The 20,402-nt window shown below is 65.8% G+C and carries 19 protein-coding genes and 2 tRNA genes; 13 read left to right on the forward strand and 8 right to left on the reverse strand.

Annotated elements, in window-relative coordinates:
* Positions 1 to 22 precede the first annotated feature (22 nt).
* Genes L0U84_RS14550 through L0U84_RS14560 form a run of 3 tightly spaced genes read right to left on the reverse strand, consistent with a single transcriptional unit; the run spans position 23 to position 2,149 of the window.
* Positions 23 to 439, reverse strand: coding sequence for a Rieske (2Fe-2S) protein (locus L0U84_RS14550; protein ID WP_233850739.1), 417 nt, complete (start codon positions 437 to 439; stop codon positions 23 to 25).
* Entirely contained in the window at positions 436 to 1,095 is a 660-nt protein-coding gene (locus L0U84_RS14555; protein ID WP_233850741.1) for an HAD-IA family hydrolase, read from the reverse strand. The genes L0U84_RS14550 and L0U84_RS14555 overlap by 4 nt, the downstream gene beginning before the upstream one ends.
* Positions 1,088 to 2,149 carry an RluA family pseudouridine synthase gene (locus tag L0U84_RS14560; protein WP_233850743.1) on the reverse strand — a complete coding sequence of 354 codons (1,062 nt, stop codon included), beginning with the start codon at positions 2,147 to 2,149 and terminating at the stop codon, positions 1,088 to 1,090. Before L0U84_RS14560 ends, L0U84_RS14555 begins: the two co-directional genes overlap by 8 nt.
* Positions 2,150 to 2,887: 738 nt before the next feature.
* Between L0U84_RS14560 and L0U84_RS14565 the strand changes: the two genes are divergently transcribed.
* From L0U84_RS14565 to L0U84_RS14590, 6 genes are all read left to right on the forward strand, one after another.
* Positions 2,888 to 6,139, forward strand: coding sequence for an Rne/Rng family ribonuclease (locus tag L0U84_RS14565; protein ID WP_233850745.1), 3,252 nt, complete (start codon positions 2,888 to 2,890; stop codon positions 6,137 to 6,139).
* A gap of 191 nt (positions 6,140 to 6,330) precedes the next feature.
* Positions 6,331 to 7,440 carry a GTP 3',8-cyclase MoaA gene (gene moaA, locus L0U84_RS14570; protein ID WP_233850747.1) on the forward strand — a complete coding sequence of 370 codons (1,110 nt, stop codon included), beginning with the start codon at positions 6,331 to 6,333 and terminating at the stop codon, positions 7,438 to 7,440.
* A gap of 11 nt (positions 7,441 to 7,451) precedes the next feature.
* Complete coding sequence (mobA, locus tag L0U84_RS14575; protein ID WP_233850749.1) at positions 7,452 to 8,078, forward strand: molybdenum cofactor guanylyltransferase MobA; 627 nt, start codon at positions 7,452 to 7,454, stop codon at positions 8,076 to 8,078.
* 61 nt (positions 8,079 to 8,139) lie between these two features.
* Positions 8,140 to 9,456 (forward strand): molybdopterin molybdotransferase MoeA, encoded by a 1,317-nt coding sequence (gene moeA / locus L0U84_RS14580; protein ID WP_233850751.1) that lies wholly within the window; start codon positions 8,140 to 8,142, stop codon positions 9,454 to 9,456.
* Positions 9,457 to 9,558: 102 nt separating this feature from the next.
* A complete protein-coding gene (locus L0U84_RS14585; RefSeq protein ID WP_008923126.1) occupies positions 9,559 to 9,834 on the forward strand; it encodes a hypothetical protein in 276 nt (91 codons plus the stop codon).
* Positions 9,834 to 10,316, forward strand: coding sequence for a GNAT family N-acetyltransferase (locus tag L0U84_RS14590; RefSeq protein WP_233850752.1), 483 nt, complete (start codon positions 9,834 to 9,836; stop codon positions 10,314 to 10,316). Before L0U84_RS14585 ends, L0U84_RS14590 begins: the two co-directional genes overlap by 1 nt.
* A gap of 18 nt (positions 10,317 to 10,334) precedes the next feature.
* Here L0U84_RS14590 and L0U84_RS14595 read toward each other — a convergent pair whose 3' ends face one another.
* The 5 genes from L0U84_RS14595 to pncB form a co-directional block, all read right to left on the reverse strand.
* Positions 10,335 to 11,783, reverse strand: a complete 1,449-nt coding sequence (locus L0U84_RS14595) for a DNA recombination protein RmuC (RefSeq protein WP_233850753.1) — start codon at positions 11,781 to 11,783, stop codon at positions 10,335 to 10,337.
* Positions 11,780 to 12,769, reverse strand: coding sequence for a 2-hydroxyacid dehydrogenase (locus L0U84_RS14600; protein ID WP_233850754.1), 990 nt, complete (start codon positions 12,767 to 12,769; stop codon positions 11,780 to 11,782). Before L0U84_RS14600 ends, L0U84_RS14595 begins: the two co-directional genes overlap by 4 nt.
* A gap of 48 nt (positions 12,770 to 12,817) precedes the next feature.
* A complete protein-coding gene (locus L0U84_RS14605; protein ID WP_233852030.1) occupies positions 12,818 to 14,206 on the reverse strand; it encodes a sodium:proton antiporter in 1,389 nt (462 codons plus the stop codon).
* 139 nt (positions 14,207 to 14,345) lie between these two features.
* Positions 14,346 to 15,008 carry a LutC/YkgG family protein gene (locus tag L0U84_RS14610; RefSeq protein WP_233850755.1) on the reverse strand — a complete coding sequence of 221 codons (663 nt, stop codon included), beginning with the start codon at positions 15,006 to 15,008 and terminating at the stop codon, positions 14,346 to 14,348.
* Positions 15,009 to 15,196: 188 nt separating this feature from the next.
* On the reverse strand, positions 15,197 to 16,393 hold the full coding sequence (pncB, locus tag L0U84_RS14615; RefSeq protein ID WP_233850756.1) for a nicotinate phosphoribosyltransferase: 1,197 nt from the start codon (positions 16,391 to 16,393) through the stop codon (positions 15,197 to 15,199).
* Positions 16,394 to 16,684: 291 nt separating this feature from the next.
* On the opposite strand from pncB, the gene fdxA reads away from it, so the two are divergent.
* The 7 genes from fdxA to L0U84_RS14650 all read left to right on the forward strand — a co-directional run bounded on the left by fdxA (position 16,685) and on the right by L0U84_RS14650 (position 20,268).
* Positions 16,685 to 17,008: a ferredoxin FdxA gene (fdxA, locus tag L0U84_RS14620; protein ID WP_062127873.1), complete on the forward strand. Its 324-nt coding sequence runs from the start codon at positions 16,685 to 16,687 to the stop codon at positions 17,006 to 17,008.
* A 118-nt stretch (positions 17,009 to 17,126) separates the two neighbouring features.
* Positions 17,127 to 17,202 (forward strand) — tRNA-Asn (locus L0U84_RS14625).
* Positions 17,203 to 17,264: 62 nt separating this feature from the next.
* Positions 17,265 to 17,340, forward strand: a tRNA-Asn gene (locus L0U84_RS14630).
* Positions 17,341 to 17,499: 159 nt separating this feature from the next.
* Complete coding sequence (locus tag L0U84_RS14635) at positions 17,500 to 17,976, forward strand: CreA family protein (protein ID WP_233850757.1); 477 nt, start codon at positions 17,500 to 17,502, stop codon at positions 17,974 to 17,976.
* A gap of 125 nt (positions 17,977 to 18,101) precedes the next feature.
* Positions 18,102 to 18,944, forward strand: a complete 843-nt coding sequence (locus tag L0U84_RS14640; RefSeq protein ID WP_233850758.1) for an AraC family transcriptional regulator — start codon at positions 18,102 to 18,104, stop codon at positions 18,942 to 18,944.
* A gap of 242 nt (positions 18,945 to 19,186) precedes the next feature.
* Entirely contained in the window at positions 19,187 to 19,948 is a 762-nt protein-coding gene (locus tag L0U84_RS14645; RefSeq protein WP_233850759.1) for an AzlC family ABC transporter permease, read from the forward strand.
* On the forward strand, positions 19,945 to 20,268 hold the full coding sequence (locus L0U84_RS14650) for an AzlD domain-containing protein (protein ID WP_233850761.1): 324 nt from the start codon (positions 19,945 to 19,947) through the stop codon (positions 20,266 to 20,268). Before L0U84_RS14645 ends, L0U84_RS14650 begins: the two co-directional genes overlap by 4 nt.
* Positions 20,269 to 20,402 lie beyond the last annotated feature (134 nt).

The raw sequence follows: 20,402 nt of genomic DNA on the forward strand, positions 1-20,402 counted from the left end.
AGTGGAAAAATTGAAGGGGAAATCAGCGCGTGACCGGCAGCAAATCGCCGTCAGGCAACCAGAATATCGCACGGCCCTCGGGCGTATCGCGTTCCTCGACCTGCACGGGGCGCAATCTGCCCCCTCGACACGGCCCACCGACGCATTTGCCGGTATCCGGCGCGTAAATCGCGCCATGTGTCGCGCACATCAAGTATAAACCGGACGATTCGAAGAACTGCCCTTCCTGCCAGTCGAGTTCCATCGGCACATGAGCGCAGCGGTTCAGATAGCCGTAGGCGCAACCATCATAGCGGACGAAAAACACCACGGCATCCTGTCCGCCGAGCCGCGCGTCGCGCCGGATGCCGTCGCCACCGTCGACCAGCTCGTCGGCGGCGCAAATACGCACTGCCTGCGCAGCCGCGGCGGCACCGGTAGCCACGCCGTCGGCACTCATGCGTTCTCCCGCAGCCAGCCGGACAAATCGCTGACGCTCGACGCAACGAACTTCGGTGACATCGCGTTCAGCGAATTCGCCGGATGCGCGCCGTACGTCACGCCGATGCCCGCCACGCCGGCGTTGAGCGCCATCTGCAGATCGTGCGTCGTGTCGCCGATCATGACCGTGCGTGCCGTATCCTGCCCCAATTCGCGGGTGAGTTCGTGCAGCATCGCCGGATGCGGCTTCGAGAAAGTTTCGTCAGCGCAGCGCGTGCCGTCGAACAGGCTCGTCAGGCGCGCCTGGTCGAGCGCGCGATTGAGCCCGACGCGGCTCTTGCCGGTCGCGACGGCGAGCAGATAGCCGACGTCGCGCAACTCCTGAAGCATCTCGCGCACGCCGGGGAACAGCTCGGTGGTCTGGTCTTTTACCAGAAAATGAAAGCGGTAACGCTCGGAAAGCCGCGGATAGTCAGCCGGATCGAGGGTCGGCGCGGCGATCTGCAATGCATCGCGCAGACCGAGGCCGATTACGTAGCTCGCGGCTTCGTCGGCGGGAACCGGCAGACCGAGATCGCGACACGCCGCCTGGATGCTGCGCGTGATGTGCGCGGTCGAATCCATCAGCGTGCCATCCCAGTCAAACACGATCAGATCAAATTGCTCTCTAGCCATGCAAAGTCGTCTCCGGGTTGAACCCAGTGCGTAGTTCGTTGAGTTGCTCGATAAAGCCGCGGCAATCGGCCGGCAGCGGCGCCTCCAGCTGCAGCGGTGCGCCGGTGGCCGGATGCGTGAGCTTGAGGCGGTAAGCGTGCAGAAACATGCGCTTGATGCCTGGCTTCGCATTGGCGCGCGCAAGCGCCTTGTTCAGCGCGAAATCACCATATTTGGCGTCGCCGACGATCGGCAATGCCAGATGCTGCAGATGCACGCGGATCTGGTGCGTGCGCCCCGTCTTCAGTTCCGCCTCCAGAAGCGCGTAGTCCGGCCAACGGTCGACCAGATTGAAGATCGTGTGAGAAGCGAGGCCATCGGCCTGCACGCGCACGCGGCGCTCGCCGTCGGCGGTGAGGTACTTGTGCAGCGGCTCCTTCACCGCGCGACGGCGGCCCCAGTCGCTCGCCCATTCGCCGTGCACGCACGCGTAGTAGCGCTTGTCCATCCGGTTGTCGCGGATCTGTTCGTGCAGATTGACGAGCGCCGCGCGCTTCTTCGCGAGCATCAGGATGCCCGAGGTCTCGCGATCCAGCCGGTGCACGAGTTCGAGGAATTTCGCCTGCGGCCGCGCCTCGCGCATCTGCTCGATCACGCCGAACGCGACACCGCTACCGCCGTGGACGGCGACGCCGGCCGGCTTGTCGATCACGAGCAGATGCTCGTCTTCGAACAGGATGTGAAAGGCCGCCGCAGGCACGGGCACGTGGGCGGCGGCCACATTCGGCTGCGCGACGCGAATGGGCGGCACTCGCACCAGATCGCCCAGTTCCAGCCGGTATTGCGCATCGATCCGGCCCTTGTTCACGCGCACTTCACCGCTGCGCAGGATGCGATAAATATGGCTCTTCGGCACGCCCTTGCAGACGCGCAGCAGGAAATTGTCGATGCGCTGACCGGCCGATCGGTCGTCGATTTCGATCAGCGAAACCTGGTCGCTTGAAACCTGGCCCGAAAGCGAGCCTTCGACCGCGCCTGCAACCGATCTCTGGGATGTTTTGCCTAACTCTTTCATTCTGAATATAATTTGCCCAGCAGTCCGCGACGGCCGGCGCAGTGTTCGCACAGCGTCCGGAATGTGGGTGGATTGCGCGAGCGCAAGCGATAAACCGTTATTTTACTTGCGCCGGGGTCTGGTTGCTCACCCTGAAAATGAGATGCAACAAGTTGCACGCACGAAGTCAGCACCCGGCAGGGACGGCGCCCGCAGGCGCGTTCGGTCAAGGCCGGCTTCGACGGTAACGGAATTTTGGTAAAAAAGAATTTAGCTTTCAGCTTCGTGATCCGGGTGGTATGACGCCCTGTTGGACGAAGCTGCAAGCCGCGAAAATACGGCGTGCGCCCGAGGCGTCTTGTAGAAAGTACAAGACATGGCGACGTCAAAAGAAGGCGAGACACCCCCAGCAGGAAAAGACGCGCCGCCTGCGCGAACTTCCCGTTGCGGCATGACCGCGGACTTCGGCCCTTCGCTCGCGCGCCCATTTGGCGCGCCAGTTCCACAGGACGAAGTCTTATGAAGGTCTGCTGGTTAAACGCGGCGTGTCAGGCCATGATTTGAAGCCGTGTTCGCATGTGCCCTGCGGCACCGCGCCCGTTTTTTGTTCGGGCGGGGCCCTCTCAGGCAATTCTCCCGCCATCTTTCCCGCTCCAGCGTGCTTGTGAAAACACAATAAGACGCGGCACGTCTGCCCTCTCCGCTCTCGCGACTGACAACCGCGCAGCTGGGCCGGCGAGGCCGCTCTGGAGCCGTTCAATGAAACGAATGTTGTTCAACGCGACGCAGCAGGAAGAGCTGCGCGTCGCCATCGTCGATGGGCAAAAACTCATCGATATCGACATCGAAACCGCCGGCCGCGAACAGCGCAAAGGCAATATTTACAAGGGCATCATCACGCGCATCGAGCCGTCGCTCGAGGCCTGCTTCGTCAACTACGGCGAAGACCGTCACGGCTTCCTGCCGTTCAAGGAAGTCGCCCGCCAGTACTTCCGCGACGGCGTCGACATGCGTTCCGCACGCATCCAGGACGCGCTGAGGGAAGGTCAGGAACTGATCGTCCAGGTCGAAAAGGAAGAACGCGGCAACAAGGGCGCAGCCCTGACCACGTTCATCTCGCTCGCCGGCCGCTATCTGGTGCTGATGCCGAACAACCCGCGTGGCGGCGGCGTGTCGCGCCGGATCGAAGGCGACGACCGTCAGGAGCTGCGCGAAACCATGGCGCAGCTGCAACTGCCGGAAGGCATGAGCATCATCGCGCGTACGGCCGGCATCGGCCGCAGCGCCGAAGAGCTGCAGTGGGACCTGAACTACCTGATGCAGCTGTGGCGCGCGATCGAAGCCGCGTCGCAAAGCGGCACGAGCGGTCAGCCGATGCTGATCTATCTCGAGTCGAGCCTCGTGATCCGCGCGATTCGCGACTACTTCCAGCCCGATATCGGCGAAATCCTGATCGACACCACCGAAATCCATGATCAGGCACGCGCCTTCATGGACATCGTGATGCCGGACAATGTCGGCAAGGTGAAGCGCTACCACGACGACGTGCCGCTGTTCTCGCGTTTCCAGATCGAGCACCAGATCGAAACCGCGTACTCGCGCACGGTGCCGCTGCCGTCGGGCGGCGCCATCGTGATCGATCACACCGAAGCACTCGTCGCGATCGACGTGAACTCGGCGCGCGCGACCAAGGGCGCGGACATCGAGGAAACGGCCGCGCGCACGAACCTCGAAGCCGCCGACGAAGTCGCCCGCCAGTTGCGTCTGCGCGACCTGGGCGGCCTGATCGTGATCGACTTCATCGACATGGAATCGGCCAAGAGCCAGCGCGAAGTCGAGCAGCGCCTGAAAGACGCGCTGAAGCACGACCGCGCCCGCGTGCAGATGGGCAAGATCTCGCGTTTCGGCCTGATGGAGCTGTCGCGTCAGCGTCTGCGCCCGGCGCTGTCGGAAGGCAGCCACGTCACATGCCCGCGTTGTAACGGCACGGGCCATATCCGCGATACCGAATCGTCCGCGCTGCAAGTGCTGCGGATCATTCAGGAAGAAGCGATGAAGGAAAACACCGCGGCGATCCATTGCCAGGTGCCGGTCGAAGTGACCGCCTTCCTGTTGAACGAGAAGCGCGCCGAAATCAACAAGATCGAATCGCGTTTCAAGGTCAACGTCGTGCTGATCCCGAACAAGCACCTCGACACGCCGCACTACAAGCTCGAGCGTCTGCGTCACGACGACGCGCGCCTCGACGATCCGCGCGCATCGTGGAAGATGGCCGAAGAAGCGGCCCGCGAACTCGAATCGGAAACCGGCTACAGCAAGCGCGCCGAGGAAGTGAAGCCGAAGCAGGAAGCGGCGGTCAAGGGCATCACGCCCGAGAAGCCGGCCCCGAGCGCGCCGGTCCGTCCGGCGGCCACCCCGGCTCCGGTCGCGGTGACACCGGCCAGCGGCGGTTTCATCGGCTGGCTGAAGAATCTGTTCGGCATGCAGCCGGCTGCTCCGGCACCCGCAGCACCGGCCACCACCGACAAGCAGGCTCGTCCGCAACGTGGCGAACGCACCGAGCGCGGTGAGCGCACGGGCGAGCGTGGCGGCGATCGCAACCGCAACCGCCGTGGCGGCGCAGGCGGCCGCGACGCAGCAGCGCGCGGCGAAGGCACGACCGGCGGCCGTCAGGCACAAGGTCAGCAGCCGTCGCAGCGTCGCGAGGAGCGCGAAGGCCGCGAGCCGCGCGTGCCGCGTGAGCAACGCGAACCGCGTGAGGCGCGTGAAGGCCGTGAACCGCGTGAAGGCCGTGAACCGCGTGAAGCCCGTGAGCCGCGCGAGGCTCGCGAACGCGACACCCGCGGCGCCGAGCGCGCGGAAGCCGTCGATGGCGCAGCACGCGCCGAACGTCAGGAACGCGGTGAGCGCCGCGAGCGTGGCGAGCGCGCTGAACGCGTCGAGCGTGGCGAGCGTCGCAAGCCGCAGGCGGAAGCTGCCGCGGCGCTGACGCAAACCGACACGCAAGCCGCCGACGAACTGGCGCGCGACCGCGCCGCAGCGGGTGAAAACGGCGTACCGGTCGATCAGGAAGCGGCAGCACGTGACGGCGAAGAGCGTCGTCGTCGCCGTCGCGGCCGCCGTGGTGGCCGTCGCGAGCGTGAAGAGGACGTGAACGGTAATCTCGCAGCGGACGTCGCGGAAGCAGAAGGCGATAACGTTGCCGCCAGCGACGAAGCGCCGGTGCACACCGAGCGTCCGGTCGAGCACACGCCCGCAGCCAGCGAAGCGAAGGACGTGACGCCGGTCGAAGTGGTGGTCGCCGCTGTCGCAACGGAAAGCGTCGTCGTGACCGAACTGCATGCTGCAGCCGAAACGCCGGCTCTCGCCGCGGAAAATGCCGCAAAGACCGAAAAGATCGTGCCGGTCGAAGAGGCTCCGGTGGCATCGATCGAGCCCGTGTCGGCGGAACCGGCTATTGAAGCGCCGGCGCAAGCCGAACAAGCCTCGCCGGCCGCGAGCGAACCGGTCGCACCGGTTGCTCCGGTCGCACCGGTTGCTGCGGTCCAACCGGCCACGCATGCCGAATCACCGGCAGTCGAACCGGCCCTGGTAGCGCAGCCGACCGTCCCGGTTGAACCGCAAGTCGCGCCGGTTGCGCTCGACACCGCGGCTCCGGCCACGATCGTCGAGGCACCGGCAGCCGAACCGGCGCCGCAGGCCGAGATCGTCGAGCCGCAACCGGTCGTCACAACGGAGCCGGCCGCGGTCGAACCGGCGCCCGTCGCTGCGGCCCCGCAGCCGGCTCCGGCCCGCAGCGCCGCGCCCGCCGCGTCGGCCGATGCATTGCAGCCGATCCTCGAGCAGGCTGGCCTGATCTGGGTGAACACCGACGCCGACAAGTTGCGCGCCGCGCAGGAAGCGGCGGCGCAGACGATCAAGCCGCCGCGCGTGGTCCGTGAGCGCAAGGCGCTGCCGCCGGCCGACAGCACGCCGATGCAACAGGTCGAAACGGTCAAGCATCCGCAATAAGCCGCGTCGTTGTCCGTGAAAAAGCCCGCCCCTTCCGGCGGGCTTTTTCTTTTGGCGGCCTGGCGTTGCCGCGAGCCGCGTCATGCGGCTCCCCGTATACCCCGACAACGCCCTCCTCCCGCCTGCCACCACGGGCATTTCCGATAGAATTAATCATCCGCTGTCCGTTCAAGCATCCGACGAAGCATTTCATGTCCCGACGCATCATCCCTGTTGCCGATCTCAGCACGGCGCCGGTCATCACCGGTCCGGCGCAGACGCCTAGCGGCGTGCTGCACGATGCGCTCGCGCGTCCGCTGCGCGATCTGCGCATCTCGGTGACGGACCGCTGCAATTTCCGCTGCGTCTACTGTATGCCGCGTGCGGTGTTCGACAAGGACTATGCGTTCCTGCCGCATAGCGCGCTGTTGAGCTTCGAGGAGATCGAGCGGCTCGCGCAGCAGTTCGTCGCGCATGGCGTCGAGAAGATTCGCCTGACCGGCGGCGAGCCGCTGCTGCGCAAAAACCTCGAATTCCTGATCGACCGGCTCGCCCGGCTGACCACGCCCGCGGGCCGTCCGCTCGATCTCACGCTGACCACCAACGGCTCGCTGCTCGCGCGCAAGGCGCGCAGCCTGAAGGACGCCGGCCTCACGCGCGTGACCGTCAGCCTCGACGCGCTCGACGACGCCCTGTTTCGCCGCATGAACGACGCCGACTTCGCGGTCGCCGACGTGCTCGACGGCATCGCCGCCGCGCACGCGGTCGGGCTCGCGCCGGTCAAAGTGAACATGGTCGTCAAACGCGGCACCAACGACAGCGAAATCGTCCCGATGGCGCGTCATTTCAAAGGCACGGACGTGGTGCTGCGCTTCATCGAATATATGGACGTCGGCACGTCGAACGGCTGGAACATGACCGAAGTGCTGCCGTCCGCCGACGTCGTCACCCGCATCGCCGAGCATTTCCCGCTGGCGCCGCTCGAAGCGCACAGCGCCGCGGAGACCGCGCAGCGCTGGGGCTATGTCGACGACGGCGGCGAGATCGGCGTCATTTCCAGCGTCACCCGCGCATTCTGCGGCAATTGCACGCGCGCGCGTTTGTCGACCGAGGGCAAGCTATACCTGTGCCTGTTCGCATCGACCGGGCATGACCTGCGCGCGCTGTTGCGCGGCGGTGCGAGCGATGCCGAAATCACCACCGCCATCGCCGAAATCTGGCAAGGCCGCAGCGACCGCTACTCGCAGCTGCGCGGCAGCCAGCCGGGCGAGCCGGGCGAGCCGGCCGGGCGTCGCGTCGAAATGTCCTACATCGGCGGCTGAGCGGCCGACGCATGTCCATCCCCCGCGAACAGATCACCGGGCTCGTGCTCGCGGGCGGGCGCGGCACGCGCATGGGCGGCATCGACAAGGGCTTGCAGCCGCTTCACGGCGAAGCACTCGCCGCTCACGTGCTGCGGCGCCTCGCCCCGCAGACGGGCCCGCTGATGATCAGCGCGAACCGCCATCCCGACGCCTACGCGGCGCTCGGCGCGCCGTATCGCGCAACGCTCGTCGCCGACACCCTCCCCGATTTTCCCGGCCCGCTCGCCGGCATGCTTGCCGGGCTGCGTGCCGCCGGCACCGCGTACCTGCTGAGCGTGCCCTGCGATTCGCCATGGCTGCCGGCCGACCTCGCCGCGCGCCTGGCGGACACACTCGCCGCCAACGACGCCGATATCGCGACCGTCAGCACCGTCGACACCCGTGGCGAAACCTCGCTGCACCCGGTATTCGCGCTGATGCGCACTGCCGTCGCGGACGACCTGGCCGCGTTTCTGGCCGCCGGGGAGCGCAAGGTCCGCGCGTGGTACGCGCGCCACAAGACGGTCGAAGTCGTCTTTGCCGACGAGCGAGCGTTCTACAATGCCAACTCGTTACAAGAACTCGCCGACCTCGAACGCAATCGAGGCCCCGGCTGACATCCGCTCCGGCCGCCCGGCAACAGCCGCGCCCGTCTCCGGTCGCGACGCCCAGCCATTCATGACCACGCTCAACGACTTTTCCCGCTGCGTCGCGCAGTACGATCCTCATGCGCTACCCGTGCCGGCCGCTCAGGCGATCGTCTGGCAGTGGGCGACGCCGGTCGCGGCCGTCGAGCGCGTGGCGTTGCGCGATGCGCTCGAGCGCGTGCTCGCCGCCGACGTCGTGTCGCCGATCGACGTTCCCGCGCACGACAACTCCGCGATGGATGGCTACGCGTTCAATCACGCGGCGCTCGCGGCCGGTATGCGAAGCGGCGCAGAGAGCGTCGAACTGACGGTTGCCGGCAAGGCGCTCGCCGGCCATCCGTTCACGGGCCGCGTAACAGCGAAGCAGTGCGTGCGCGTGATGACGGGCGCCTGTCTACCCGCCGGCTGTGACACCGTCGTGCCGCAGGAACAGGTGGAGCGCGACAGTGCGGATTCCCCGTCGATCCGCTTTGCGGCCAGCGCGGTCACGGCGGGCGCGAACCGCCGCCGCGCCGGCGAAGATCTCGCGCGCGGCCACGTCGCGCTGCATGCCGGACGCATCGTGCGCGCGTCGGACCTCGGTCTGCTCGCGTCGCTCGGGATCGGCGAAGTCAGCGTGCGGCGACGTCTGCGCGTCGCATTCTTTTCGACCGGCGACGAACTGCGTTCGCTCGGCGAACCGCTCGACGCCGGCTCGGTCTACGACAGCAACCGCTACACGCTGTTCGCGATGCTGCGGCGCCTGAACGTCGACACGCTCGATCTCGGCGTGGTGCGCGACGAGCCGGAGGCGCTCGAAGCCGCGCTGCGCAGTGCCGCGGCCAATGCCGACGTGGTGGTGACCTCGGGCGGCGTGTCGGTCGGCGAGGCGGACTACACGAAGCAACTGCTGCAGACTTTCGGCGACGTCGCGTTCTGGAGTCTCGCGATGCGCCCCGGCCGGCCGCTCGCGTTCGGCCGCCTGTGGTCCGGCGCGCAGGCGGGGCTCGGCAAACCTGCGCTATTCTTCGGCCTGCCCGGCAATCCGGTCGCCGTGATGGTGACGTTCTATCAGATCGTGCGCGAAGCGCTGCTGCTGATGGCCGGCGCGACGCCACGGCCGTTGCCGGTGATTCACGCGACGAGCAGCGTGGCGGTGGGCAAACGCGCGGGCCGCACCGAATTCCAGCGCGGCATCGCCGAACAGGACGCGCACGGACACTGGCACGTGAGCCCGACCGGGTCGCAAAGCTCGGGCGTGTTGAGCTCGATGAGCGAGGCGAACTGCTTCATCGTGCTCGGCCACGACGAGGGCAATATCGACGTCGGCGATCGCGTGTCGATCATGCTGTTCGACGGTCTCATCTGACGCTCGACGCGGCGCATCGATCGCACGACATCGGCACCACCGCAGCACTTCATCGACGCTCCACCCACTATCACTACTACGACACACTGGGGATTGACTTACATGAAAAAACAGATCTCGTTCATCGCACCAGGGCAGACGGCCAAAGCGCTGATCCTCGTGTATCTGACGTTCTCGGTGCCGATCGTGCTGCTCGGCGTGGTCGTCGCGTTCGTGCGCTACGGCTCGGTCGAGCTGAGCACAGTGTTCAGCGCGCTGCTGCTGAACGCGATCCTCGGCTTCGTGCTGTTGTGGATCGCGTGCCACGCCTACAACTGGGTCGCGTCGCGCTTCGGCGGTATCGAAATCCATCTGGCCGACGCACCGGAAGAAGCGTAATGTCCGCGACGATCCGCGCAGCCAAGCCCGCGGATACCGGCGCGATCTTCGCGCTCACGTACGAGCTCGCACAATTCGAGAACCTCACGCACGTCTTCGTCGCGACGGAACAAAGCCTGCACGACGCGCTGTTCGGCGCGCGGCCGTCGATCGAGGCGCTGGTTGCCGAAGACGCGGCACGCATCGTCGGCTATGCCCTGTTCTTCCACAATTTTTCGAGCTTCGCGGGCCGCCGCGGGCTCTATCTCGAAGACGTCTACGTGCAGCCCGCGCGGCGTGGCGGCGGGCTCGGCACCGCGCTTCTGCGGCACGTCGCGGCGCTGGCCGTGGAGCGGCAATGCGCGCGCTTCGAGTGGACCGTGCTCGACTGGAACCAGCCGGCGATCAGCTTTTATCAGAAGATGGGCGCGACTGTGTTGCCGGATTGGCGCGTCGTGCGCGTGACCGGCGATGCGCTGGAGCAGCTGGCTCAACGCGCTTGAGTTGCAGCGCTTTGCCGCTCATTGCTCATCAGGCTCCACACCCGACAGCGCATCGCCGAGCAAGCCGCTCGCCTCGTCGCCCGGTAACGCCTCGACGTCGCGCAGCTTGCGGTTCATCATGCGCGTGCGCGTTTCGGCGGCTTCGATCGAACGCGTGACGGTTTCGAGCTGCGCCTTGGTCTTCGCGAGCACGTCGCCGAACTTGCCGAACTCCGTCTTCACCGCGCCGAGCACCTGCCAGACCTCGCTCGAACGTTTTTCGATCGCGAGCGTGCGGAAACCCATCTGCAAGCTATTGAGCAACGCGGTCAGCGTGGTCGGCCCCGCAATCGTCACGCGATAGTCGCGCTGCAGCAGATCCGTCAGCCCCGGCCGGCGCAGCACTTCCGCGTACAGGCCTTCGGTGGGCAGGAACAGCAGCGCGAAGTCGGTCGTATGCGGCGGCGCCACGTACTTCTCCGCTATGGTGCGCGCCTCCGAGCGAATCCGCGCTTCGAGCGCGCGCGATGCTTCTTCGACCGCGACCGGATCGGCGCGCTCCTGCGCTTCGATCAGCCGCTCGTAATCCTCGCGCGGGAATTTGGCGTCGATCGGCAGCCATACCGGCGTATTCGCGCCGCCCGGCTCCGGCCGCCCCGGCAACCGAATCGCGAACTCCACGCGATCGGCGCTCCTGGGCACCGTCGCGACGTTCTTCGCGTATTGATCGGCGGTCAGCAGCTGTTCGAGCAAGGCTTCGAGCTGCACTTCGCCCCACGTGCCGCGCGTCTTCACGTTGGTCAGCACGCGCTTCAGATCGCCGACGCCGGCCGCCAGCGTCTGCATTTCGCCGAGACCGCGATGCACCTGTTCGAGCCGGTCGGACACGAGCTTGAACGATTCGCCGAGACGCTGTTCGAGCGTGGCGTGCAGCTTTTCGTCGACGGTGCGGCGCATCTCCTCGAGCCGCGTCGCGTTGTTCGCCTCGATGTCCTTCAGACGCTGCTCGATCGTCGCGCGCACTTCGGCGAAGCGCCGGTCGTTCGCCTCGGTCAGTTGCCCGAGTTGCAGGCTCAGCGTGTCGCCGAACTGCTTCAGCGAGCGGCCCTGCTCGTCGCGCGCCTGCTGCGCCTGGGCCTGCAGGCTGTGACGCACGGCGTCGAGTTGCTGGGCGAAGCCGTCGATCTTGCCGCCCTGCACCGTCGTCATGCTGCTGAACTGTGCGGCGAGCGTCTGCTGAAACTGCGCGAAGCCGCTGCTTTGCTCGCTGCGCGACACGCGCGCGGTTTCGGCGATGTCGTTGCGCAGTTGCCGCTCGAGCCGCTCGGCGGTATGCGCCTGGGCGTCGACGACCGCATCGAGGCGTTCGTTCAGCATCTCGAACTGTTCGTGCTGCTCCGTGCGGTCGTGACCGCGCAGCAGCAACGCCAGTGCGATCACGAGGGCGACCGCCAGCACCGCGACGGCCGCCACCAGAATCATCGTCATGAACGCGCCTTGCCGATCACATCGGGGTTGACCGGATTCGGCGGCCGACCGGCGCGCGGTCCTGCGCCGAGCCCGGCGATCAGGTTGTCCGCGGCGAGATTCGCCATCGCGCGGCGGGTGGTTTCGGTCGCGCTCGCGATGTGCGGCGTCAGCACGACGTTCGGCACACCAAGCAGCGCCGGATTCAGATTCGGCTCGCCCTCGAACACGTCTAGACCGGCCGCCGCGATGCGCCTGTCACGCAGCGCCTCGGCCAAGGCCGCATCGTCGACGATGCCGCCGCGCGCGATGTTCGTGAGCGTCGCGCTCGGCTTCATCAGCGCGAGTTCGGCCGCACCGATCGTATGGTGGTTGTCTTTCGTGTACGGCAGCACCAGCACGACGTGGTCGGCGCGCCGCAGCAGATCCTGTTTCGACACGTACTCCGCGTTCAGTTCGGCCTCGATTTGCGGCGCGACGCGCGAGCGGTTGTGATAGATGACCCGCATGTTGAAGCCCTGCGCGCGCCGCGCGAGCGCCTGGCCGATGCGGCCCATGCCGATCACGCCGAGCGTCGAGCCGTACAGGTCGCTGCCGAGGAAGCCGTCGTAGCTCCACTTCTGCCAATGCCCGGCGCGAAGCCAGTGCTCCGATTCGGCGATGCGCCGCGCGGCCGCCATCATCAGCGCCCAACCGAAGTCGGCGGTCGATTCGTTCAGCACGTCCGGCGTGTTGGTGCCGAGTACGTTCGCCGCGTTGAACGCGGCCATGTCGAAGTTGTTGTAGCCGACCGCCATGTTCGACACGACGCGCAGACGTGGCGCCGCGGCAAGCACGCCCGCGTCGATCATGTCACCGGCCGTCAGCGCGCCATCCTTGTCCGCGAGACGGCGCTTCAGCTCGTCGGCGGGCAACACGTCGCCCTCGTTCCAGTCGACGTCGAAGTACTGCTTGAGCCGGTCGATCACATCGGGAAAGATCGAACGGGCAACGAGGATTTTCTGCATTGCAAGTCTCCGTGCCGCACGCCGAGGAGTTGCCGCGGCGTTGCAGAGTCAACGTCCAAAAAAGATCCAGCTGGTCAGCGCGAACAGCGGCAGCAGCACCGCGCCGGACCAGCCGAGATACGCAAAAAAGCTCGGCATGCGCACGCCGCGCGATTGCGCTATCGCCTTCACCATGAAGTTCGGCGCATTGCCGATATAGGTGTTGGCGCCCATGAACACGGCGCCGGCCGAAATCGCCGCGAGCGTGGTCGCGCCGGTGGTCATCAAGGTCTGCGCGTCGCCGCCTGCCAGGTTGAAGAACACGAGGTAAGTCGGCGCGTTGTCGAGAAACGAAGATAGCAGGCCGGTCGCCCAGAAGTACATGATGTCGCGCGGCTCGCCGGACGGCTCGTTGACCAGATGGACGATGCCCGCGAACGCGCCCGCCTCTCCCGCCCGCAGGATCATGATGACCGGCACGATCGTCACGAAGATGCCGGCGAACAGTTTGGCGACTTCCTCGATCGGCGCCCAGTTGAAGTCGTTGCCGGCACGGGCCGCGCGCGGCGTCCACGCGAGCGATAGCAGCGTGACGGCGATCAGCGCGACGTCGCGCACGATGTTTTGCAACGCGACGTGCGTGCCGAGCACGTCGAACGTGATTTGCGGGCGCCACAGTCCGCTCATCAGCACCAGCGCGATCACCGCGGCGAGCAGCACGAAATTGATCTTGCCGTCGATGCCGAGCGGCGCGCCGTCGGGCGTCGGATCGAGGAAAGCCGAACGCACCTCCTCGCGCTGGTGGAAGTAGTACGAATCGAGTGCATAGAAAGCGGCGAGCAGCACGCCGCTCACGAACAGCATCGGCCGCGCGAGATGCGTGGTGGTCCAGAAAAAGCTCACGCCCTCGAGAAAACCGAGGAACAACGGCGGGTCGCCAAGCGGCGACAGCGCGCCCCCAATGTTCGCGACGAGAAAGATGAAAAACACCACCACGTGGGTCACGTGGCGGCGATTGTCGTTTGCGCGCAGCAACGGGCGGATCAGCAGCATCGCCGCGCCGGTCGTACCCATTACGCTCGCGAGTAACGTGCCGAGCGCGAGAATCGCGGTGTTCAGGCGCGGCGTGCCGTGCAGATTGCCGCGCACGCAGATGCCGCCCGCGACCGTATAGAGCGCGGTCAGCAGGATGATGAACGGAATGTACTCGTCGAGCATGGCATGCGCGAGCGCGCCGAGCGCGGCGCTCGCGCCGAAGCTGACGGCGAACGGCGCGATGAACGCGAGCGCCCACGCCGCGGCAATCTTGCCGAAATGGCGATGCCAGAAGGCTGGCGCAACGAGCGGAAAGATCGCGATCGACAGCAGCACGCCCGCAAAGGGCAAGCCCCACAGCGCCGACAGGCGCACGCCGTCGAGCGTCGCGGCCTGCACGCACGGCGCGCACAGCGTGAGCATCGCCGCAACGGCGAGCCACCGGCCCGCGCGGCCAGCCTGCGAACTCATGCCGATACGGGGCGCGCGACGGTTTGCCAGCGCACGCAGGACAGATACCGCGTGTGTCGCAAGTGCGTTGGCACGCCGCCGCGCGACGCGTTCAAGCATCCTGCACGACGATCGCATGCACCCGGTAGGGGCCGTGCGCACCCAGCACGATGGTCTGCTCGATGTCGCCGGTGCGCGATGGCCCCGACACGAAATTGACCGCACGCGGCAGCTCGCCGCGCTCCTTGCGGATCAGGCCGAACGCCTCCTCATGACCCGCGACGATGCGCGACGCCGGCACGATCGCGATATGCGTCTCCGGCAGCAGTCCGGCCGACGCATACGTCTCGGGTCCGGACAGCAACACCAGCGTGCCGGTCTCCGCGGTCGCGCAGAAGCAGCCGGTGAGACCAACCACATCGTTGTCTTGCGGTTTGCGAAATTCGACGGCGAGGCCGGCTTCGGCCCACGGCAGATCGCGCAGCGTCTGCCACGCGATGGCCTGCAACGGCAAGCCGTGTTGCGTCAGGTAGCGATGCGCGGCGGCGGGCACGTCGGCGAGGGTTTGAACGGTGTCGACAGTGGTCGCCATTTTCTGCGCTTCTTCGATGAAGCGAGTGCGCAGATCGGCGGGCATGTCCGGACGCGGACCGGCCGGGTGACGCGCGAGATAGTCCGCCGCGGCTTCGCGCTCGGCGGCGCTCGGCTCGGGCTCGCGCCCTTGCGCGGCGCGGATGCGCGCCAGGATGTTGCGGCGGGCAATTGATGTGTCCATGGGCGAAATCCTCGTGTCGACAGCCGTGCGATATGGCGAGGATTATAACGGCCGCCCTTCACCCGAACACCCTGGCCGAACGGCATATTGCCGGGTGTCGCGAGCGCGGCGACACTGTTCGCCACGCTACCCCGAACACGAGCAGATCATGAACAGGCGATGAATCGAAAAGCGGGCCGCAAAGAACGCTACTTCGCCGCTTCTTCTTCCGGCTGCGCGATGCCGAACACCTGCCGCAGATACGCGAGATACGCCTTGTCCTCGCACATGTTCTTGCCCGGCGAGTCCGACAATTTCGCGACCGGCTGACCGTTGCAGCGAACCATCTTGATCACGATCTGAAGCGGGTTGTAGCCGAGGTCGTTGGTCAGGTTGGTGCCCACGCCGAACGCGAGCTTGCAGCGGCCGCGGAAGCGCTCGTACAGCTGCAGCACTTTCGGGATGTCGAGCGCGTCGGAGAACACCAGAACCTTGGTGCGCGGGTCGCAGCGATTCGCCTCGTAGTGCTTGAGCAGGCGCTCGCCCCAGTCGAATGGGTCGCCGGAATCGTGGCGAGCGCCATCGAACAGTTTGCAGAAGTACATGTCGAAGTCGCGCAGGAACGCCTGCATGCCGTACACGTCGGAGAGCGCAATCCCGAGGTCGCCGCGATATTCCTTCGCCCACATCTCGAAGCCGAAGATCTGCGAGTCGCGCAGCCGTGGACCGAGCGCCTGGCAAGCCTGCAGGTACTCGTGCGCCATCGTGCCGAGCGGCGTCAGGCTGTGCTTCATCGCGTAAAAGACATTGCTGGTGCCGGCAAACTGCTCGCCGAGGCCGTCCTTCAGCGTGAGGATCACCTCTTCGTGCCACTGCTTCGAGAAGCGGCGGCGCGTACCGTAATCGGCGATCTTGCAGTCGGCGAATTCCGGACGCGCGCCGAGCAGTTGAATCTTGTCGAGCAGACGGCCGCGGCCGACGTGGTAGTCCGGCGTTTGCTGGGTGTTGCGGAAATAGACTTCGTTGACGATCGCGAGCATCGGGATCTCGAAGAGGATCGTATGCAGCCACGGCCCCTTGATGTCGATGTCGATTTCGCCATTGCCCTTCGGCGACGGCGTGATCGAAATGTACTTCTCGTTCAGATGGAACAGCGCGAGGAACTCGATGAAATCGCCCTTGATGAAGCGCATGCGGCCAAGGTAGTCGAGTTCGTCGTCGGTGAAGCGGAGTTCGCAAAGCTTGCGCACTTCATCGCGAATCTCGTCGATGTACGGCACCAGATCGACCTTCGGCGTGCGGCAGCGGAAGCGGTACTCCACGTTCGCGGCGGGGAAGTGATGCAACACCACCTGCATCATCGTGAACTTGTACAGATCGGTATCGAGCAGCGAAGTAATAATCATGATGGTACGAACTGGACCGCTGAAAAAACGAAAAGGGCTCACATCACCCTTGCAATGGACGCGTCGAGCCGAGCGGCGCGCCAACCTGACGCATGTTACCCGAATGCGTTCGCATTCATCGTGCCACCGGGCCTTTGCCGGTCGCCGGCGGGCGCTCCCGGCACCCCATAAACTAATCACGAAAACATATAAGACCCATCGGCCGATGCTTCATACGCCTCTTGACGTTACGTTACAATAGCTTTTTTGGCGTACGCGCCTTCCCTGATTCCGCATGCAGGAGCTGCCTGAATGACTCACGTTGTGACCGAAAGCTGCATCAAGTGCCGCTATACCGACTGCGTCGATGTGTGCCCGGTGGACTGCTTTCGCGAAGGTCCCAACTTCCTCGCGATCGACCCCGATGAATGCATCGACTGCGCCGTGTGCGTGGCCGAGTGTCCGGTGAATGCCATCTATGCCGAAGAAGACGTGCCGGGCGACCAGCAGGACTTCATCGCGCTGAACGCCGACCTGGCGAAAGCATGGCCGAGCATCACGAAGACCAAGGCGCCGTTACCGGAAGCCGACGAATTCAAGGACGTAAAGGAAAAGCTCGCGCTGCTCGCGCGCTGAGCGCGGTGGTCTGTCGCCTGCCTTGGCCGTTCAGATTTAATCGCAAGATGAACGCAGAGGTATTGACAGACGTTTAAGCTGCCTCTAAAATCTCGCTTCTCTGCTGTTGTTGTTCTGTTCCTCGATAGCTCAGTCGGTAGAGCGCCGGACTGTTAATCCGTAGGTCCCTGGTTCGAGCCCAGGTCGAGGAGCCAAGAATTTCAAAAGCCCGTTAACCAAGACGGGTTTTTTTATGTAGATCAAGTTGTACTGCTGTTCCTCGATAGCTCAGTCGGTAGAGCGCCGGACTGTTAATCCGTAGGTCCCTGGTTCGAGCCCAGGTCGAGGAGCCAAAAAATTTGAAAGGCCCGCATCCGTGCGGGCCTTTTTGTTTTTGTGCCCCAACGGACAGCCTCACGCGCGCGACGCGCCGTTATACGATGGCGACTTCTCGGCGCACGTTTCGCCCCGCTCTGGCGCCGGCCCACTTCAGATACTCAACCGGCACGCTCATGAAATCCATCTCGTCAGGCTTCGCGCTCGCGGCCGTCGGCGCACTGCTGCTCTCTTCGGCGCACGGCGAAGAAATCGCCAGCGTCAACACGAATTTTCACGTTACCGGCTCGGACCGCGTGGTCGTCGAAGCCTATGACGACCCCGTCGTGCAAGGTGTCACCTGCTACGTGTCGCGGGCGCGAACCGGCGGCGTCAAAGGCACGCTCGGCATCGCCGAAGATCCGACCGAGGCGTCGATCGCGTGTCGCCAGGTCGGGGAGTTGCATTTCACCGGCCCCGTCAAGCAGAAGGACGACGTGTTCTCGGTCAGCATGTCGCTGATCTTCAAGTCGCTGCACGTGGTGCGCGTGGTCGACACGAAGCGCAACGCCCTCGTCTATCTGACCTACAGCGACCGCGTCGTCAGCGGCAGCGCGAAAAACAGCGTAAGCGCCGTGCCGATGCCACCCGGCACGACGATTCCGGTCAAGTAAGGGCGGAATCAGGGCAACTGACGGCACCAGCGGCACACGCGGCCTCATGCGCCGCGCGCGGGGCGTACCCGCCGCCGCCCCCGTCCACGACGCGTTAAACTGACCGGTCCAGCCGGACTTTTGTCATGACCGCCACCCCTCGTTTCCGCGATTCCGCCCGCTACTGGCGCACGCCGCTTCTACCCGGCGCGGATCTGCTCACCGCCGAATATCACGACCACGAGTTCGCGCCGCATTGGCACGACGCCTACACGATCCCGGTGATCGTCGCGGGCGCGGAGTGCTATCGGTATCGCGGCGAGAACCATGTTGCCGAAGCGGGCAGCGTGCCGGTCATCAATCCGGGCGAGTTGCATACGGGGTCGAAGGCGGTCGAGGCCGGTTGGCGGTATCGCGTGATGTATGCGCCGGTCGAATTCCTCCGCGCGCTTGCCGACGAAGTCGCCGGCAAGCCGCAGGCGTTGCCGTGGTTCGCGCCCGGCGTGATCCGCGATGCCGATCTCGCGACGCGGCTCGCGCACGCCCACCGCCTGCTCGAAGCCGGCGACGACGCGCTCGCCGCCGAAGCAGCGATGCTCGACGCACTGTCCACGTTGCTGGTCCGCTACGCGCAGACGCGCCCCGCCTCCGCGCGCGTCGCTACCGACGACACTCGCGTCGCACTGATGCAGGAGCGGCTGACCGGCGATCTCGTCGAACCGGTGACGCTTGCCGAGGTCGCGAAGGCGGCGGGTCTGTCGCCGTTCCACGCGGCGCGGCTATTCACGCTGTCGACTGGCCTGCCGCCGCACGCGTGGCGCAATCAGGTGCGCCTGCAGCGCGCGCTCGCGCCGTTGCGCGCCGGCGTCCCGGTGACCGACGTCGCCGCGGCGAGCGGTTTCACCGATCAGAGCCACTTCACGCGGCATTTCAGGCGCATGTTCGGTGTGCCTCCCGGTCAATGGCAGGGAACGCAGCGCGGCGGGTAGCGTCATGCGGCGCCAATGGCGCCGGCGCTGCACCGTGCGCGAGGAGCGTCCCGCCGCGATCCGCCAGCAGGTCACATGGCCTCCAGAAGTCCTTGATCGGCAATCCCACCAGCAACCCACCCGTCATCCCACCAGCAACCCCGCCGCATCCCACAAGAAACCCCACCATCGACCCCGCCGCAAGAACGTACAAGTCCGAACGCCGGTCAGCCGCTATGCTTCCGAAATCAAGGAGGCTTAGATTGACCGAATCCACCCAAGGCGAGCCCACCCGGGGCGGCCATCTCAAAGAATTCGCCGCCGGCGCGCGCGACATCATTCCGATGATGGTCGGCGCCGCGCCGTTCGGCGTCATTTTCGGCACGCTCGTGACGTCCAGCCCACTGCATCTGTGGCACGGCCAGTTGATGTCGCTCGTCGTCTTTGCGGGCTCCGCGCAGTTCATCGCGCTCGGGCTGATCGCCGGGCATGCGAGCTTCGCCGTGATCTGGGCTACCACGCTCGTCGTCAATCTGCGCCACGTGCTGTATAGCGCGACGCTCGCGCCGCACGTCGCGCATCTGCCCAAGCGCTGGCGCTGGGCGCTCGGCGCGCTGCTCACCGACGAAGTTTTCGCGGTCGCGTGGGAGCACTACCGGCATCGCAAGCCGGGCACCGTCGATCCGTACTACTTCTTCGGCGCCGGGGTCGCGATGTATCTGAACTGGCAGCTGTGGACCGTGGCCGGCCTGCTGTTCGGCGCGGCTTTCCCGGGCCTGCAGTCGCTCGGTCTCGACTTCGCGATGGTCGCGACGTTCATCGCGATCGTCGTGCCGCAACTGGTCGCGCTGCGCTATATCGCGGCGGCCGTCACCGCCGGCACGCTGGCGTTTTTCTGGCAGGCATGGCCGTACAAACTCGGCCTGCTCGGCGCGGTGTTCGCGGGGGTCGCGGTCGGCGTGCTGCTGTCGATGTCGCGTCTGAACCTGCGCGGCGCGCGCCGTCCCGTGGAGGCCACGCGATGAACTACGTCGTTCTGATCGTCGGCATGGCCGCGATTACGTGGTTGATCCGCGCGGCCGTGTTCGTGCTCGGCGACCGGCTGGTGTTCCCACCGCTTCTGCGCACCGCGCTCAGCTTCGTGCCGGTTACCGTGTTGACCGCGATCATCGTCCCGATGGCCGTGTCGCCGCACGGCAACAACGCCGAATTGACCTGGCGCAATCCGCAGCTGGTCGGCGCGCTCGCCGCGATCGTCGTCAGTGCTCTGACGCGCAGGCCACTGCTGACGATCGCAGTCGGACTGGGCGTGTTCTTCGTCTGGCAGTGCGTGGTGCTGAAGTAAGCGCGCCCTTCCTCCGCGCTGCTCGACCCGTCAGCGGTGCGTCGACGCCTGGCCGCGTCGCGGGCCGCGACGCTCACTCCGCTCCAGACGGCTCCCAGGCGCGCGAGCGCTCGAAGCTTCCCTCCAAAGCGCCC

The organism is Paraburkholderia sp. HD33-4 (assembly GCF_021390635.1).
GTDB lineage: Bacteria > Pseudomonadota > Gammaproteobacteria > Burkholderiales > Burkholderiaceae > Paraburkholderia.